This window comes from Embleya sp. NPDC056575, assembly GCF_042793325.1.
Lineage (GTDB): Bacteria > Actinomycetota > Actinomycetes > Streptomycetales > Streptomycetaceae > Embleya.
On the sequence record NZ_JBHTVA010000011.1, the window covers coordinates 29,204 to 46,355 of the forward strand.

A 17,152-nucleotide genomic window follows, 5' to 3' on the forward strand; every position below is an offset into this window, starting at 1 on the left:
ATGCGACCGGGCGGCTTGGGCGGTGGCGGTGTCGGCGGTGGGCACGGCTTCGAGATCGACGAGACCTCTCCGGTCTACGTGATCTCGGTCGCCGCCCAGCTGTCCGGCCTGCACCCGCAGACGTTGCGACAGTACGACCGACTCGGCCTGGTCTCGCCGGACCGTACGGCGGGCCGGGGGCGGCGCTATTCCGCCCGCGACATCGTGCAGTTGCGCGAGGTGCAGCGGCTCTCCCAGGAGGCCGGCATCAACCTCGCCGGGATCAAGCGGATCCTGGAGCTGGAGAACCAGGTGCTCGCGCTGCGCGTGCGCGTGGCCGAGATGGAGCACGCGCTGCACGAGGCGACGGACGCGAGCGCCCGGCGCGAGGCGGCCGTCCACGCGTCCTACCGGCGCGATCTGGTCCCGGTCCGACCGCGGGCCGGCACCGCGCTCGTGGTGTGGAAGCCGCGGCGCGGGCGCTCGGACTGACGGACGCGACGACGTCGAGGAGGCGGTACGGCCCCGGCCGTGCCCCTCCTCGCCTTTTTTGTGCGGCCTCGACGCTTCCTTGATGCGGCTCGCTACGCGTCAGTAGGGTCGCCGCATGAAGCCGAATCGTCGGGACGTGCTGAAGTACTCGGCCGCGAGCGCGGCACTGCTCGGAGTGGCCGCGTGCTCCGACGACGACAAGGACAAGCCCGACGGGAAGTCGAGCGACGCACCCAAGTCGGGCGCGCCCAAGCCGGCCGGCGCGGCCGGCACCACGCTGGAGCGCACCCTGGTGCTCGGCCCGCCCGGACCGGGCGGCTACCGCAAGGTCGTCGCCGGACCCGGTGAACCGCACCTGCTGCGCGGCGAGTTGGTGCCCGGCGGCAGCTCCGGCGACAAGGCGAAGCGGCGTTCCCTGGTCGCGTTCACCCAGTTGACCGACATCCACATCCAGGACTCGCAGTCGACCGCGCGCGTGGACTTCCTCGACCGGCACAGCGACAAGGACCAGCCGTTCGCCAAGCTGCTGCCCTTCCAGTCGGCGTACCGCCCGCAGGAGGTGCTGACCGCGCAGATAGCCGAGGCGATGGTGCAGTCGCTCAACCGGATCGGCAAGGGTCCGGCCCTCGGCGCGCCGCTGGCCTTCACGATCTGCACCGGCGACAACACCGACAACATCCAGTTCAACGAGCTGCGCTGGTACATCGACGTGCTCGACGGCGGCAAGAAGGTCACGCCCGACTCGGGCGATCGCAACAGGTACGAGGGCCCGATGGACGCGGTGGCGTACCACGAGCGCTACTGGCACCCCGACGGCACGCCGCCCGGGCACAAGGACGACGTGCCGCGCGGCCAGTACGGCTATCCCACCGTGCCGGGCCTGCTGGACGCGTGCCGGCGGCCGTTCGAGGCGACCGGCCTGAAGACCCCCTGGTACAGCGCCTACGGCAACCACGACGGCCTGGTGCAGGGCAACCTGCCGGTCAGCGAAATGCTGGGCAAGGTCGCGGTCGGCGACGAGAAGGTGCTCGACATATCCCCTGGGCAGACCGTGGTCACGCTGGCCCTCGGACTGCAGAGCGGCAAGCCGGACGCGCTGGCGGCGCTGCTGGCCGGCCCCAAGCGCAAGGTCACCGCCGATCCGGATCGTCGCCTCGTCGACCGCGCGGAGACGATCAAGGAGCACTTCAACACCACCGGCCTGCCCAAGGGCCACGGCTTCACCCAGCAGAACCTGGACACCAAGACCGCGTACTACACCTTCGACCAGGGCCCGGTGCGCTGCCTGGTCCTGGACACGGTGAACTCGTACGGCTCGGACTCGGGATGCCTGGACCCGACCCAGTTCGCCTGGCTGGAGGACCAGCTGGTCAAGGGCAGTTCGAGCCATCTCGACGAGCAGGGCCGGGTGGTCCGGGGCACGGGTCAGGACAAGCTGTTCGTGCTGTTCAGCCACCACACCATCGAGACGATGACCAACAAGACCGTGCCGGCCGGGGAGCCCGCGCGGATCCTGGGGCCGCAGGTGCAGGCGCTGCTGCTGCGGTTCCCGAACGTGGTGTTGTGGGTCAACGGGCACACCCACGACAACTACGTGAAGCCCTACCCGCGACCGGCGGGCAGCGCGGTCCCCGGCGGGTTCTGGGAGGTCAACACCGCGTCGCACATCGATTGGCCCTCCCAGGCGCGGATCGTGGAGATCGCCGACAACATGAACGGGACCCTGTCCATATTCGGCACGATCATCGACTCGGCCGGCCCGGAGTCACACGGCAACAAGCTCGACTCCCCCCTGGCCCTGGCCGCCCTGGCCCGCGAACTCGCCGGCAACGACTGGCAGGAGCGAGACCGCCCCGACCCGAAGGTCGACGGCCGCCGAGGCCGCCTGGAGGACCGCAACGTGGAGCTCCTGGTCCCGGCCCCCTTCAGCCCGTCCGGCGGGTGAGGACGGCGGGCCGCGGGCCGGCCGCGTCGATCCGCGCCGACGAGCGCCGCGGGCTCACCACACCACCGTCACCACCCGGGCGCAGCGCGACTTCGAGCGTTTGACGAGTTCGCCGTTGGGGCGGTCGCTGCCCGCGACCCAGGCCATCGCCTCGCCGGGGCTGCGCCCGCCCCGGCGCTGGCGCCTGGTCAGCCGCTCGTCGCGGACCCGGTCCGAGGCGTGTACGTACCAGACCTCGGTCATCAGGCAGTAGGCGTCGGCCCAGCCGGGCGCGTCCAGCGCCAGGTAGTTGCCCTCCGTCACCACGATCCGCGTCCCGGGCCGCACCACGTGTCGCGCGGCCACCGGCTCGTGCAACGTCCGGTCGTAGTCGGGCACGTACACGTCCCGGTCCACTTCCCGCACCACCCGGGCCAGCGTGGTCGCGTAGCCCCACACGTCGAACGTGTCCACCGCGCCCTTACGATGCAGCCGCCCGATCCGCTTGAGCTGCACGTTCGAGAGATGGAAGCCGTCGAGCGGCACGTAGGCGGCGGTACCGGACCCGACCCGCTGCTCGATCGCGCGCACGAGCCGACCGGCGAGCGTGGACTTCCCGGCTCCCGGCGGACCGGCGAGACCGAGCACGACCCGCCCGGCCCCGGGCGCGGCCGGAATGAGACGTACCGCCTCATCCGCGAGCGCGTCGAGTGTTTCGAGAGCACCGGACACATCTGGCATGTCCGCAGTGTAAGCATCCCGGGCAACGCATGGTTGAGTGGAATAGACTCAACTTAGTTGTGGTTGCCATAGTCAACGAACCGTTCGGGTGCGGTACACGCGCGGCACGGACGGGATGATGGCCGTGACAGCGCGTGCCCGAAGCGAAGGAGACGCACACCTCACATGGATGCACAGAAGCTCACCACCAAGGCCCAAGAGGCCCTTTCGGTCGCCATCCGCAAGGCTGCCGCGGCGGGACACCCCCAGGTGGAGCCCGCGCATCTGCTGCTCGCCCTGCTCGAACAGCCCGAGGGGATCGCCGTCCCGCTGCTCGGCGCCGCCGGTGTCGACGTGCCGCTGCTGAAGGTCGCGGTCGACCGGATCGCGGATCGTATGCCGAGTGCGTCCGGCTCGACGGTGGCCGCCCCGCAGCTCGCCCGGGAGACGATGCTCGCGCTGGACGAGGCGGAGAAGCAGGCCGACAAGCTCGGCGACGCGTTCGTGTCCACCGAGCACGTCCTGGTCGGCCTCGCCTCCGGCCGCTCCGGCGCGGTCGCCGAGGCGCTGCGCGAGGCGGGCGCCACCCCGCAGGCGCTGCTCGATTCCTTCAAGGCGGTGCGCGGCAGCACGAGGATCACCTCGCAGGACCCGGAGAGCACCTACCAGGCGCTGGAGAAGTACGGCCGCGACCTGACCGAGGAGGCCCGGAACGGCAAGCTCGACCCGGTCATCGGCCGCGACTCGGAGATCCGCCGGGTGGTCCAGGTGTTGTCGCGGCGGACCAAGAACAACCCGGTACTGATCGGTGAACCCGGCGTCGGCAAGACCGCCGTCGTGGAGGGCCTGGCCCGGCGGATCGTGGCCGGCGACGTACCCGAGTCGCTGCGCGACAAGCGGCTGATCGCACTCGACCTGGGCGCGATGGTGGCGGGCGCGAAGTATCGCGGCGAGTTCGAGGAGCGGCTGAAGGCCGTCCTGAACGAGATCAAGTCCAGCAACGGCCAGGTCGTCACCTTCATCGACGAACTGCACACCGTGGTCGGCGCGGGCGCCACCGGCGACGGCTCGATGGACGCGGGCAACATGCTCAAGCCGATGCTCGCGCGCGGCGAGTTGCGCCTGGTCGGCGCGACCACGCTGGACGAGTACCGCAAGCACATCGAGAAGGACCCGGCGCTCGAGCGCCGGTTCCAGCAGGTGTTCGTGGGCGAGCCCAGCGTCGAGGACACGATCGCGATCCTGCGCGGGCTCAAGAGCCGCTACGAGGCGCACCACAAGGTGCAGATCGCCGACTCCGCGCTGGTGGCGGCGGCCACCCTGTCCGACCGCTACATCACCGCGCGCTTTTTGCCCGACAAGGCGATCGACCTGGTCGACGAGGCGGCGTCGCGGCTGCGGATGGAGATCGACTCCTCCCCCGTCGAGATCGACGAGCTGCAGCGCTCGGTGGACCGGCTGCGGATGGAGGAGATGGCGCTCGCCAAGGAGACCGACGCGGCCAGCCGGGACCGGCTGGAGCGACTGCGCAAGGACCTGGCCGACAAGCAGGAGCAGCTCAGCGGGCTGACCGCGCGCTGGCAGCAGGAGAAGGCCGGGCTGAACCGGGTCGGCGAGCTGAAGGAGCGCCTCGACGCGGCGCGCGGTGAGGCGGAGCGGGCCCAGCGCGACGGGGACTTCGAGACGGCGTCGAAGTTGATGTACGGGCAGATCCCGACCCTGGAGCGCGAGCTGGCCGAGGCCGCGGCGACCGAGGGCGATCGGGGCACGGACGGCACGGCGATGGTCAAGGAGGAGGTCGGCCCGGACGACGTGGCCGACGTGGTCTCGTCCTGGACCGGCATCCCGGCGGGGCGGCTGCTCGAGGGCGAGCGCGGCAAGCTGCTGCGGATGGAGGACGAGCTGGGCCGGCGGCTGATCGGGCAGCAGGCGGCGGTGATGACGGTGTCCGACGCGGTCCGCCGGGCCCGGTCCGGCATCGCCGACCCGGACCGCCCGACCGGCTCGTTCCTGTTCCTGGGCCCGACCGGCGTGGGCAAGACCGAGCTGGCCAAGTCGCTGGCCGACTTCCTCTTCGACGACGAGCGCGCGATGGTGCGCATCGACATGTCGGAGTACGCGGAGAAGCACTCGGTCGCGCGCCTGGTCGGCGCGCCGCCCGGCTACGTGGGCTACGAGGAGGGCGGCCAGCTGACCGAGGCGGTACGCCGGCGGCCGTACTCGGTGGTGCTGCTCGACGAGGTGGAGAAGGCGCACCCCGAGGTCTTCGACGTACTGCTCCAGGTGCTCGACGACGGGCGGTTGACCGACGGCCAGGGCCGCACGGTGGACTTCCGCAACGTGGTGCTGATCCTGACCTCGAACCTGGGGTCGCAGTATCTGGTGGATCCCACGCTGTCGCCGGAGCGGCAGCGCGAGATGGTGATGGACGTGGTCCGCAATTCGTTCAAGCCGGAGTTCCTGAACCGGCTCGACGACATCGTGCTCTTCGACGCGCTCGGCACGAACGAGCTGGCGCACATCGTCGGCCTCCAGGTGGACCGGCTCGGCGCCCGGCTCAAGGACCGGCGGATCACCCTGACCGTGACCGACGCGGCGCGCGATTGGCTCGCGCTGACCGGCTACGACCCGGCGTACGGCGCTCGGCCGCTGCGCCGGCTGATCCAGACCGCGATCGGCGACAAGCTCGCGCGCGCCCTGTTGGCGGGCGAGGTGGGCGACGGCGACACGGTTTTGGTCGATCTCGACGAAGCGGGCGACGCGCTGGTCGTGCAACCTCAGAAGCAGGCCGTCAAGACACTGTGATCGGCCGCCTCGGCGGTCGGTGGACGTGGGCGAAATACCCGGCGCCGGGACCTCTTGCGGGTCCCGGCGCCGTGGCATGGCAGCATGCGTGTGTACAGATCTGACGGTGCGTCACACAACTGGCGAGCCGAGTGGGTCGGTGCGCCGCGTTCGGATCGGCTCGGGAGCCGGTCCGGAGTGGAGTGTGGGGTCCGACAAGATCGTCCGGCGTGGGATAAAGCGGGCAAAACCTGCGAAGCCGATAGCGTCCGGCGTGACAGATATCATCGACGCAGTGGTTAAGTTACCAGTGGGTAAGATGCCCGCACGGCCGTACGCTGTCGGCCGATACACGCCCCGGAAGGGACGTCCCACCGGAGGAGCCGAACGCCCATGCAGCTCGCAGCGATCGTGATCTCGCTGTTCATCAGCGTGATCGGGTTCGCCCTACTCGGGCGCACCGCCGCATACATCTACTCGTTCGTCAAACTCGGACAGCCCGTCCGCGGCCGGACCAATGCGGCCGGCAAGCGTCTGGGCACGATGCTGACCGAGACCGTCGGGCACACCCGGATGCTCCGTTGGGGCATCGTCGGCGCCGCGCACTGGTTCGTCATGGTCGGCTTCGGCGCACTCATCCTGACCCTGGTCAACGCGTACGGGCAGCTCTTCTCGCCCGAGTTCGCACTGTGGGGGCTCGGCCACTGGGACCCGTTCGAGGTCTTCACCGAGTTCATGGGCCTGATGACCGTGCTCGGCATCCTGGTGCTGATCGTGATCCGCCAGCTCAGCCACCCGCGACGGGCGGGCCGCAAGAGCCGGTTCGGCGGGTCCAACTTCGGCCAGGCGTACTTCGTCGAGTTCGTGGTCGGTTCGGTCGGCGTGTGCATCATGCTGCTGCGCGGGCTGGAAGGCGCGCTCGCGGGGGTGGACTCGTACGAGCCCGGCTACTGGGTCAGCTACCCGCTGGTCTCCGCGTTCGGCGGCCTGTCCGAGAACTCGCTGGAGAACCTGGTCTACCTGGTCGCCACGATCAAGATCGTCATCTCGATGACGTGGGCGATCACCATCGGCCTCACCCCCACCATGGGTGTCGCCTGGCACCGGTTCCTGGCGTTCTTCAACATCTACTTCAAGCGCAACGCCGACGGCACGGTCGCGCTGGGCGCGCTGCAGCCGATGACCTCCGGCGGCGAGCCGATCGACTTCGAGGACCCCGCCGACGACGCGGTGTTCGGCGTCAGTCAGGTCGAGCACTTCTCCTGGAAGGGCCTGCTCGACTTCTCCACCTGTACCGAGTGCGGTCGGTGCCAGTCGCAGTGCCCCGCGTGGAACACCGGCAAGCCGCTGTCCCCGAAGCTGCTGATCATGTCGCTGCGCGAGCACGCCTACGCCAAGGCGCCGTACCTGCTCGCGGGCGGCGGCAAGGACGAAGAGGGCAACGAGAAGGCCACACCCGAGCAGCTGGCCAAGGTCCCGGCGGCGGCGCTGGCCGAGGCCGAGCGGCCGCTGATCGGCACCGCGGAGGAGAACGGGGTCATCGACCCCGACGTGTTGTGGTCGTGCACGACGTGCGGCGCGTGCGTCGAGCAGTGCCCGGTCGACATCGAGCACGTGGACCACATCGTCGACATGCGCCGCTACCAGGTGCTGATCGAGAGCGCGTTCCCGTCCGAGGCGGCGACGATGCTCAAGGGCCTGGAGAACAAGGGCAACCCGTGGGGCGTGGCCACCAAGGCCCGGCTCGACTGGGTCAAGGAGCTGAAGAAGACCACCGGCATCGAGGTCCCGATCGTCGGGCAGGACATCGAGCCCGCCGAACTGGAGTACCTGTACTGGGTCGGCTGCGCGGGCGCGCTGGCGGACGGTCCGAAGAAGACCACCAAGGCGTTCGCCGAGCTGCTCGACATCGCGGGCGTCAAGTACGGGATCCTCGGCAAGGAGGAGTCCTGCACGGGCGACTCGGCGCGCCGGCTCGGCTCCGAGGTGGTCTTCCAGATGCTCGCGGCGCAGAACGTCGAGACGCTGAACGCGGCGCTCGAGGACGCGCCGAAGAAGCGCATCGTCACCACGTGCCCGCACTGCTTCAACACGCTGGCGAACGAATACCCGCAGCTGGACGGGCACTTCGAGGTCATCCACCACACCCAGCTGCTCCAGCACCTGATCGACGAGGGTCGGCTGCTGCCGGTGGGGCCGGTCGACGGCCTGGTGACGTACCACGACCCGTGCTACCTCGGTCGGCACAACAAGGTCTACACGCCCCCGCGCGAGATCATCGCGAGGGTGCCGGGCCTGCGGAACGAGGAGATGCACCGGCACAAGGAGCGCGGCTTCTGCTGCGGCGCCGGCGGTGCGCGCATGTGGATGGAGGAGCGCATCGGCAAGCGCATCAACAACGAGCGCATGGACGAGGCGCTCTCGCTCAAGCCGGACATCGTCTCCACCGCGTGCCCGTTCTGCCTGGTGATGTTCACCGACTCGATCAACGCCAAGAAGCAGGCGGGCGAGGCGAAGGAGGAGCTGCAGGTGGTCGACGTGGCGCAGCTGCTGCTCCAGTCGGTCAAGCTGCCGGAGCCGCCGGCCGAGGAGGGCGTCCTGGAGGACGCGGGGGCCAAGTAGCTTTTTTCGGGGCGCGCTTCGGCGCGCTCGGTGTGCGGCGAGCGCCGTCGGTTCCCTCGGGGCCGGCGGCGTTCGGTTTTGTGCCCGAATTACCACCGTCCCGCGACGACGGAGGGGGGTGTGGTGCCGGTACCGTCAGGGGTGTGACTGGCAATGGACCCTACGACCCGTACCGGCAACAGCCCCCGCCTGCCGGCCAGGGTTACCCACCACCTCAATACGGCGGGGCTTACGGCGACGGGTACGGGGGGCAGCAGGGGCAGCCCGGGCAGCAGGGGTACGGGCAGCAGGGGCCTGGGCAACCCGGGCAGCACGGGTATGGGCAGCCTGGGCAGCAGGGGTACGGGCAGCCTGGGCAGCAGGGGTATGGGCAGCAGGTTCCGCCGCCGCCTCCGCCGCAGGGCGGGCAGGGTGGGCAGGGCGGGTCGCGGGACTCGGGTTACGGGCCGCTGTCGTTGCCCGACGAGACGAGTCTGTACATCTACGGCGCGCCGCCGGAGGAGTACACGACGGTGACGCCGTCGGTGCCGCCTCCGCAGCCGCAGCAGTACCAGCCGCCGCCGTACGGTGGGCCGCCGAGGTACCTGCACTGGAAAGAGGTGCTGAGCGGCCTCGTGTTGCGGCCGCTGCGCACCATGAACGAGGTCCGCGACCAGGCGGTGTGGTGGCCGGCGCTGATCATGTCCGCGCTCGGCGGTGTGCTCGCGGTGCTGGCCAACGACGCGTCGCGCAAGGAGATCGTGCACTCGACGCTGAGCACGAGCGTGCCGGCGCTCGGCATCGTCGTGGTCATGGTGCCGGCGTTCTGCGCGCTGCTCGGCCTGGTCTCACACGCCCTGGCCACCCAGTTCGGCGGCAACGGCTCGCCGACGCCGTTCATCACGCTGTCGATGATCGTGGTCTGGATCGCGGACGCGCCGCGCCTGGCGGTCGCGATGTTCGCGCCGGACAAGAACGCGATCGTGACCGGCGTCGGGCTGCTCTCGTTCGTGCTGACGGCGTGGATGTTGACGACGTTGATGATGCGGGTGCACGAGCTGGCGTGGCCGCGTGCGCTCGGGTGTGTGGCGGTCGAGTTGATCGCGCTGTTGTTGGTGTTGAAGCTGCCGTTGACGTCGTGAGGTCGTGACGTCGGGGGGTCGTGACGTCGGGGGATCCCCGGGGGCGGGGGCGTGGTTCGGGCCGGGCGCGGGGGCTGACGCCTGGTCAGGCCGGCGGCGAAGCGTGCCGGCAGTGGACCAAGCGGACCGCAAGCGGCACGGTCGAGCCGCGTTGCGGATCTGTTCGGGGGCCGTTTCGGGCGGTGTACTCGTAGGAGTACCGGGAGTACACCTGCCGGACCACGACACTTCGTCGTGGTCCGGTCGCGAGGAACGGAACGGACATGCTTGTGCGGCAACGCACCCGGGCTGCGCTCCAGGCCGCCGCCCTCTTCTACGTCGTGGATCGGGGTTGGCCCGTGCTGCCCGGTGCCTACGTCGAGGACGGCCGATGTTCGTGCGGCGACACCGAATGCCCCGACCCGGGTGCGCATCCCGCCGCCGAACCGGGGCTGACCCGGGCCACCCGGTCGACGGACGACGTGTGGGAGTGGTGGAGCGGCAAGCCGTACACCGTCCTGCTGGCGAGCGGGCTGGAGTTCGACGTCCTGGACGCGCCAGCGCAGGTCGGCTACGCGGCGATCCGCCAGCTCGAGGTGGTCGGCCTGCCGCTGGGGCCGGTGTTGCAGCTGCCGGGCGAGCGGTTGTTGTTCCTGGTCGACCCGGGCGCGCGCAACCTGTACTGGTACACGGTGGACCACAACGACACGGCCCGGTTCGACGTTCGGCACCACGCGGTCGGCCACTTCGTACCGGCTCCGCCCTCGTCCACGGCGTGCGGGGGGCGGACCCGGTGGGCGGTGCCGCCGGACCCGACCGAGCGGGGGCTGCCGGGGGCGGTGGACGTGCTCGGGGCGTTGATGCGGTTCAGCACGCAGGCGCGGTGACGCGGGCGGAAGTCGTCCCGCGCCGCGCGTCGCTCAGGCGTCGAGGATCTGGCCCTGGCGGGTGACCACGGGCGGCTCGACGGACCACGGGAAGTTGATCCAGTCGTCGGTGTGCTTCCACACGTATTCGCACTTCACCAGCGACTGCGGCTTCTCGTACACCACGGCGCAGCGCACCTCGGCCACGTTGCCCTCGCAGAAGTCGCGGACCAGGAGCAGCGTCTTGCCGGTGTCGGCGACGTCGTCCGCGATGAGCACCTTCTTGTTCGAGAAGTCCACCACGTCGGGCACCGGCGCGAGCATGACCGGCATGTCCAGCGTGGTGCCGATCCCCGTGTAGAACTCGACGTTGACCAGGTGCAGGTTCTTGACGTCCAACGCGTACGCGAGCGCTCCGGCCGCGAACACGCCGCCGCGGGCGATCGACAGGATGATGTCGGGCTCGTACCCGTCCGCCGCGACCTGCATGGCCAGCTCGCGCGTGGCCTGGCCGAAGAGCGGCCAGGTGAGGTTTTCGCGCACGTCACTCATGTCCGGGGTGCCTATCTTCTGTTCGGGGGCGTCGGTCGCGGGGGTGTGGGCCGGGGTCGAGGTCGCGGTCGGATCGTCCTGGACGGTCGTCCCGGGCCACCCGCGCCCCCTCCTCCTAATCGCGGACGTTCGTGCGGTGGAAGTCCTTGAACGACCGTGAGGGGGTCGGCCCGCGCTGTCCCTGATAGCGCGACCCGTACACGGAGGACCCATACGGGAACTCGGCCGGCGACGACAGCCGGAACATGCACAGTTGGCCGATCTTCATCCCCGGCCACAACTTGATCGGCAGGGTCGCGACGTTGGACAACTCCAGGGTCACATGCCCGGAGAAGCCCGGGTCGATGAACCCGGCGGTCGAGTGCGTCAGCAGCCCGAGCCGCCCCAACGAACTCTTCCCCTCCAGCCGCGACGCGACGTCGTCCGGCAGGGACACGACCTCGTAGGTCGAACCGAGCGCGAACTCGCCCGGGTGCAGGATGAACGGTTCGCCCTCCGGCGGCTCGATCATCCGCGTGAGGTCGGGCTGCTCGACGGCGGGGTCGATGTGCGGGTACTTGTGGTTCTCGAAGACCCGAAAAAACCGGTCCAGTCGAACGTCCACACTCGACGGCTGAACCATGGCCGGCTCGTAGGGATCGATCCGAACCCGACCGCAGTCGATCTCCGCGCGAATGTCCTTGTCCGATAGAAGCACGGGCAAAGCGTAATCGCAGCCCCCCGGATCCACCCAAACGCTCCCGCACCCACCGCCGGAACGATGCTGCGACCACACTCGACCATCCGGTAGAGTGACGGTGCAGCGCTCCAAGGAGCCCTGTGTTGCGGGCGTAGTTTAATGGTAGAACATGAGCTTCCCAAGCTTAGAACGCGAGTTCGATTCTCGTCGCCCGCTCCATATGTGAAGGCCCAGGTCACGGACATGATCCGTAACCTGGGCCTTCGCCGTTCCCAGGGCTCCTACGCCTCGCGTGCCAGATCCGTGCCAGATTGGCGATGATCTTGGGGCCGAGATTTCTTGATCCGCTCCGCGATCGAGTCCGCGATGGCTTGGTCCCGGCCGGCGCGAGCGTGTTGATAGATGAGCGCGGCGCGTGACGTCGACTGGCCCATGCGATCCATCAGCTCTCGGAGGGTGGCGCCGGTCTCGGCAGCGAGGACGTTCCCGGTATGACGTAGATCGTGGAAGTGGAGGTCGGTCACTCCGAGGTGATGGGTCCCGCGGCGCCATACCCGGGTGAAGTTGCAGCGACGCAGGGCTGCCCCCTTCGGACCGACGAAGAGCAAGCCGTCTTCTTCCTTCTCCGCGAACCACTCCACATGCCGACGCAGGTCGAGGAGTATCGGCGCGGGGATGGTGACGGTGCGCTTGCCGGCGGCCGACTTCGGCGGTCCGGTGATGCGCTTGCCGTTGCTCATCTCGATTGCGGAGACGTCGATACGGATGGCGCCTGCGTCGAGATCCACGTGATCGCGACGGAGGGCCACGAGTTCGCCCCAGCGCAGGGAACCGAAGGCCGCGAGGAGGACGAGAGCCCGGTAGCGAGGCCCGACGCCATCCGCGAGGGTGAAGACCTGTTCGAGGGTGAGGATCGGCCGCTCCGGAGCCTTCTCGTCGCCGCCGCCCTTGATGCGGCAGGGGTTGCGGCGGATCAGGCCGTCGTCCACGGCGGTGTTCATGATCGCGCGCATGAGCCGGTACGCCTTGGCGGTGGTCGACAGGCCGACGCCGCCTTCCAGGCGAGTGGCGCGCCAGCGGCGTACGTCCGCCTCCTTGATAGCCGGGATGGCCGCCATGCCAAAGGTCGGCATCAGGTGCAGGCGAAGCAGGATGCTGTACAACTCACGCGTGCGCGGTCGGAGGTTCGGCCGCTCCTTGATCCAGGCGATGGCGAACGTACCGAAGACCAGGTCGCCGCGCGGGTCGATCCAGTCGCCGCGCCGCATCTCCGACTCGGTGTCGGTCAGCCACTCTTCGGCGGCCGTCTTGGTGGCAAATGTCTTGTCAGCCGTCAGCAGTTGGCCATCCGGCCCGGGGTATCGCGCCTGCCACCTCTTGGACGGAAGTTGACGGACCGCCCCGAAACGACGGCGCCGCCCCTTGTTGTTGGCCATCAGGCCGCCTTTCCATGAGTTCTGCCAGGCTCCACGAGCCCAGCGCGAATGAAGGCGTCGACCGCGTCCGCCGGAATCCGGACATGGCGGCCGATCCGAATGAAGGTGATGCGCCGCTCTGCGATGAGGCGACGGACGAAGCGCTCGCCGACGTTGAGCCGGTCGGCGGCTTGGGGGACGGTCAGGAGCCGTCCGGGAGTGCTCTTCTCGCTCACGGGAGCAAGTTCCCTCGCAGGTCTGGACTGGTCAGGTCGCGTCCTGTTGGGCCCGTCTGCGTGGGGACCTCGGCTGGTTGTCTCGACACCGTTGGGCGTTTGGTCAGTGCGAGCCGGCCTGTGGCGGCCGTTGCCGAATATCGGTCGGGTGGTGCGTTGGTCCGGTCGGGTGCGCGGGGAGCCGTCTTGCGCACCCGACCGGGGTATGTGGGTCAGGCTGCTTCGTCGTGCGCGGCGAGGTGATCCAGCTCGACACAAAGGCCGTTGGCGAGGAGCGCGGCCAGGCGGTGGACTGCGTCGGCAGGGACGGGGCCGAGGTTGACCAGGCCGTCACCGTGGACGTTCACTTCCGCCTTGAGCGCTCCGAAGCCATCGTGCAGGCCGGCCATGGCCAGGCGTGCGGCAAGTTCGGTCGTGGCGTTGTTCGCCTTGCTCCAGCCACGGACGTAGGGGATGCCGGAGTGCAGAACCTCGGCATGTGGAGCGCAAGTTCGCGCGTTGTCGGCGGCAGGACGCATGGCGGTACCTCCTTGTCAGGTGGGGTTCTTCTCGGCTGCGGCGAGAAGTTCGGCGAGCCGGGTAGCGGCTTCCGGTGTGGTGCGGCCGAGTTCGACAAACCCATGGCCGAAGGCGTTGACGTCGGCACGGAGATAGGGGAAGTGCTCGGCTAGGCCGGCGGCGATCAGGACATCCCGCAGGGCGGCGACCGCGGTTCGCGCTTCGTACCAAGCCGTGGTGTCGATAGGCGACCAGGAAGTCGCGTCCGGATCACTCATCGCCCGTGCCCTCGGCGGCGGCAGACAGGTTGCGCAGCGCAATCAGGAGATGAACGGTGAGCACCCGCGACCGCGTCGCGATCGAGGGTGGATTCCTCCGTGGGCCTGCTGAGCCACTGGTAGCGATCTCCGGCTTCGGCATCTCGGCCGGGGACCACCAGGTACCCGCCTGTCGAGAGGTAGCGGTACGGCACATCCCCTCGTAGAACCGTCAACGCGCCCGCGAAGAAGGGCTCCCCGACTGGCGCAATGAAGAAAGCGACCTTCCGCGCCTGGTGGTCGATGACGGACGGCGGAGCCAGGGAACCGAGACGCCGATACCAGTCGACTGCTTCGATGCCCAGCCGGTCCGCCACGATGACCGCGTCCACGACGTGGCCGGTCGCCCACAGCCGAGGCGCCCGGGGGTGTCCGGTCCCGGCCGAGGTACCGAGGGCTGCGAGCAGCCAGGCACCGGCGGATTCACTCGCCTGATGAAGCGTCATGTTCATCTCCCGAAGCCCGCCGGTCGTTCCGCCGGGCATCACCACAATGCGACGGCGGCACCGGTCCGAGGCAGACGGCAAGGGATGACAAGGGGTGACACGGCTTGTCACCTAAGCGCGCGTGAGCAAGATCAACTCACTGCGATTCTTTGACGACGCTTCGTGTGCGCGAGCATGATGGCTTGATCTGGCTCCGCTTCCGGGGAGGCGATTCGTGGCGTCGACCACCACGCCGTATCAAGCCGATCTCCTACGCGCAGCCCGAAATCACCTCGGCTGGAAGAAGCCCCGCCTCGTCTACGCCCTCCGCCAGGCCGCCGCGCAGGAGGGTCGCTCTCTCCCCACCGACACATCACTCCTGCGAAGCATCGCCCGCTGGGAGAACGGCCAGACCTACCCCGCCGACTACGTCGAGCTGCTGGTGAAGGTCTACGGCCGGCCGGCACACCGCCTCGGGTTGGCCGACACCCCGGCCGCTCCAGAGGCCCCGGACACGGTCTACCCCAGCACTCCCACGGACGGTATCGAAGCACTTGCAGCGCTGTGGCGTGCCGATCTCGCACCTGGTGACGACATGCAAGCGCTGACCCCGGACCCGGCCGCCTGGAACGCGGCGCCGCTCGCGTGGCTCGTTTCCGGACAGCAGGAGCAGTTGCCGAATTCACGAACCCGCACCCAGGTCGGGATGTCAGACGTCGAAGCCGTCCGTGCAACGGTTGACGTTTACGCCGACTTGGACAACCGCTTCGGGGGAGGGCACGGCCGCCGAGCCTTGATCCAGTACCTGAACGGCGACGTCGCCGAATTGCTGACCGCACGCAGCACGGAGCCCGTGGGCCGCGCCCTGTTCGGCACGGTCGCCGAAGCCACGCTCCTCGCCGGGTGGATGAGCTACGACAGCGGCCACCACGGCTTGGCCCAACGCTATTTCATCCAGGCCCTCCGCTTGGCCCAGGCCGCCGCGGATCGCCGTCTCGCCGGAAGCGTCCTCTCCGCGATGAGCCATCAGGCCACCTACCTCGGCCGCTTCACCGAGGCAGCCAACCTGGCCCGCGCCGCCCAGCTCGGCACCACGGGCCACGCAACCCCAACGTTGACCGCACAGTTCCTCGCGATGGAGGCCCGAGCGCTCTCCCGCGTCGGCGACCACGCCGGATGCAACACGGCCTTGACCCGGGCAACGACGATCTTCGAACGCACCAACCCGGGTGAAGACCCAGAGTGGATCGGCTACTTCGACCAGGCAGAGCTGTCCGCCGAACTCGGCCACTGCTTCCGCGACATGCACCAAGCCCAGCAAGCCACCACATACGCGGAACTGTGTCTCGGCGGTACGGACGGCCGCTACGTCCGCAGCGACTTCTTCGCGACCATGGTCCTGGCAGAAGCCCACCTGACGGCCGGAGAACCCGATCTCGCCTGCCGCAGCGCCCTCACCGCACTGAAACTCGGGCGACAGCTCAAGTCCGCCCGATGTGTGACGTACCTGTCGGAATTCCGCACGAAGTTGGTGGTGTTCGTAACCTCAGCTCCAGTTGCCGAATTCCTGGAGGAGGCCGAGAGCCACCGCCTGTGGCAGCAGACCGCGAGTTGATCCGGCCTCAGAACGGCTTCCACCCGTGCCGGTCGGCACCGGATCGCAGGTCCGACATGCGCCGCGTAACCTCCGCCGTCACCGCAGCATCGCCAGCCATGTTCTGCGTCAGCCACACCGTCATCATCAGCTCGCGCATGTCTGCCAGGACCGGGTAGCCGTACCAGTTCATAACGTCGAAGCCGTACGCGTTCACGAACGACTCGTACTCGGCCCTGGTGTGCCACCCGTACCGCTCGTAGTACATCGCAGTCAGCACCAGGTCCCACTCACGTGGCCCGAGCGCGAACCCGTCCAGGTCGATGAGGACAGCCCGCCCCGCTTCGTCGACGAGCGCATTCCCGACGTTCGCGTCCCCGTGCACGAGCCCGAAGGGAAGCACGAACTCCAGAGCGTCGTACCGCTTACGCAGGTCCTCGGCCCGCTGCCGCAGAAACGCCCGGTCGTCATCGCCCAACGCCACCGCGGCATCGATCCGCCCCCAGGTCGCCGCCAACGGCTCCAGATACGGCACCCCCAGCGACTCCGGCTCCTCCAGCCAGTGCAACCGCCGCACCAGTTCGGCCAGCGCGACCACGCCCGCGAACCGCTCCTCCTCGGCCACCAGTTCCCAGAACGTCACCACCCGCCCATCAACCACGAGCGGTTGCCGAATCCTCGAAACGACCCGCACCGCCGGGAACCCCACCTCGGCAAGCCACCGAGCAGCAGCCACAGTCCGCTCGTGCTCATCGATCTGGTCCGCCGATCGCGCGACCCGCACTACAACCGGATCGCCCAACCGAAAAACAGCGTTCTCCCCAAGCCGCAGCAGAGACGCCCCCTCAGCGCTCAGCCCGGCCACGGCACACGCCGAGCCCAACACCTCCCGAGCATGCTCCGCAGTGAACGCCCCGCTGGCCCCAGACACCCCGCCATCCGCCATACC

Annotated in this window: 16 protein-coding genes and 1 tRNA gene; 8 read left to right on the forward strand and 9 right to left on the reverse strand. The window is 69.0% G+C overall.

The window, feature by feature from the left end; translation table 11 throughout:
- Both ACFRCG_RS10875 and ACFRCG_RS10880 read left to right on the forward strand, forming a co-directional pair.
- Positions 1–471, forward strand: coding sequence for a heat shock protein transcriptional repressor HspR (locus ACFRCG_RS10875; protein ID WP_380030503.1), 471 nt, complete (start codon positions 1–3; stop codon positions 469–471).
- A 115-nt stretch (positions 472–586) separates the two neighbouring features.
- Entirely contained in the window at positions 587–2,416 is a 1,830-nt protein-coding gene (locus tag ACFRCG_RS10880) for a TIGR03767 family metallophosphoesterase (protein WP_380030504.1), read from the forward strand.
- A gap of 54 nt (positions 2,417–2,470) precedes the next feature.
- Here ACFRCG_RS10880 and ACFRCG_RS10885 read toward each other — a convergent pair whose 3' ends face one another.
- Positions 2,471–3,136 carry a nucleoside/nucleotide kinase family protein gene (locus ACFRCG_RS10885; protein WP_380030505.1) on the reverse strand — a complete coding sequence of 222 codons (666 nt, stop codon included), beginning with the start codon at positions 3,134–3,136 and terminating at the stop codon, positions 2,471–2,473.
- 165 nt (positions 3,137–3,301) lie between these two features.
- On the opposite strand from ACFRCG_RS10885, the gene clpB reads away from it, so the two are divergent.
- From clpB to ACFRCG_RS10905, 4 genes are all read left to right on the forward strand, one after another.
- A complete protein-coding gene (gene clpB / locus ACFRCG_RS10890; RefSeq protein ID WP_380030506.1) occupies positions 3,302–5,920 on the forward strand; it encodes an ATP-dependent chaperone ClpB in 2,619 nt (872 codons plus the stop codon).
- Positions 5,921–6,292: 372 nt separating this feature from the next.
- Complete coding sequence (locus ACFRCG_RS10895) at positions 6,293–8,521, forward strand: (Fe-S)-binding protein (protein WP_380030507.1); 2,229 nt, start codon at positions 6,293–6,295, stop codon at positions 8,519–8,521.
- 143 nt (positions 8,522–8,664) lie between these two features.
- A complete protein-coding gene (locus ACFRCG_RS10900; protein ID WP_380030508.1) occupies positions 8,665–9,642 on the forward strand; it encodes a Yip1 family protein in 978 nt (325 codons plus the stop codon).
- Between the two features lie 263 nt (positions 9,643–9,905).
- Positions 9,906–10,508, forward strand: coding sequence for a bifunctional DNA primase/polymerase (locus ACFRCG_RS10905; RefSeq protein WP_380030509.1), 603 nt, complete (start codon positions 9,906–9,908; stop codon positions 10,506–10,508).
- Positions 10,509–10,541: 33 nt separating this feature from the next.
- Here the strand turns inward: ACFRCG_RS10905 and ACFRCG_RS10910 are convergent, their stop codons facing one another.
- Complete coding sequence (locus ACFRCG_RS10910; protein WP_078976193.1) at positions 10,542–11,039, reverse strand: phosphoribosyltransferase; 498 nt, start codon at positions 11,037–11,039, stop codon at positions 10,542–10,544.
- Positions 11,040–11,154: 115 nt separating this feature from the next.
- Positions 11,155–11,736: a dCTP deaminase gene (gene dcd / locus ACFRCG_RS10915; RefSeq protein ID WP_020557430.1), complete on the reverse strand. Its 582-nt coding sequence runs from the start codon at positions 11,734–11,736 to the stop codon at positions 11,155–11,157.
- Positions 11,737–11,863: 127 nt separating this feature from the next.
- Here dcd and ACFRCG_RS10920 point away from each other — a divergent pair.
- Positions 11,864–11,937 (forward strand) — tRNA-Gly (locus tag ACFRCG_RS10920).
- Between the two features lie 62 nt (positions 11,938–11,999).
- Here ACFRCG_RS10920 and ACFRCG_RS10925 read toward each other — a convergent pair.
- The 5 genes from ACFRCG_RS10925 to ACFRCG_RS10945 all read right to left on the reverse strand — a co-directional run bounded on the left by ACFRCG_RS10925 (position 12,000) and on the right by ACFRCG_RS10945 (position 14,630).
- On the reverse strand, positions 12,000–13,154 hold the full coding sequence (locus tag ACFRCG_RS10925; RefSeq protein WP_380030510.1) for a tyrosine-type recombinase/integrase: 1,155 nt from the start codon (positions 13,152–13,154) through the stop codon (positions 12,000–12,002).
- A complete protein-coding gene (locus tag ACFRCG_RS10930) occupies positions 13,154–13,369 on the reverse strand; it encodes a helix-turn-helix domain-containing protein (protein ID WP_078976195.1) in 216 nt (71 codons plus the stop codon). Before ACFRCG_RS10930 ends, ACFRCG_RS10925 begins: the two co-directional genes overlap by 1 nt.
- A gap of 212 nt (positions 13,370–13,581) precedes the next feature.
- On the reverse strand, positions 13,582–13,887 hold the full coding sequence (locus tag ACFRCG_RS10935) for a hypothetical protein (RefSeq protein WP_380030511.1): 306 nt from the start codon (positions 13,885–13,887) through the stop codon (positions 13,582–13,584).
- Positions 13,888–13,902: 15 nt separating this feature from the next.
- Positions 13,903–14,145 (reverse strand): hypothetical protein, encoded by a 243-nt coding sequence (locus ACFRCG_RS10940; protein ID WP_380030512.1) that lies wholly within the window; start codon positions 14,143–14,145, stop codon positions 13,903–13,905.
- Positions 14,142–14,630, reverse strand: coding sequence for a hypothetical protein (locus tag ACFRCG_RS10945; RefSeq protein WP_380030513.1), 489 nt, complete (start codon positions 14,628–14,630; stop codon positions 14,142–14,144). Before ACFRCG_RS10945 ends, ACFRCG_RS10940 begins: the two co-directional genes overlap by 4 nt.
- A 214-nt stretch (positions 14,631–14,844) precedes the next feature.
- Between ACFRCG_RS10945 and ACFRCG_RS10950 the strand changes: the two genes are divergently transcribed.
- On the forward strand, positions 14,845–16,224 hold the full coding sequence (locus ACFRCG_RS10950; RefSeq protein ID WP_380030514.1) for a hypothetical protein: 1,380 nt from the start codon (positions 14,845–14,847) through the stop codon (positions 16,222–16,224).
- A gap of 7 nt (positions 16,225–16,231) precedes the next feature.
- Here ACFRCG_RS10950 and ACFRCG_RS10955 read toward each other — a convergent pair whose 3' ends face one another.
- Entirely contained in the window at positions 16,232–17,089 is an 858-nt protein-coding gene (locus ACFRCG_RS10955) for a phosphotransferase (RefSeq protein WP_380030515.1), read from the reverse strand.
- Positions 17,090–17,152: the final 63 nt, after the last annotated feature.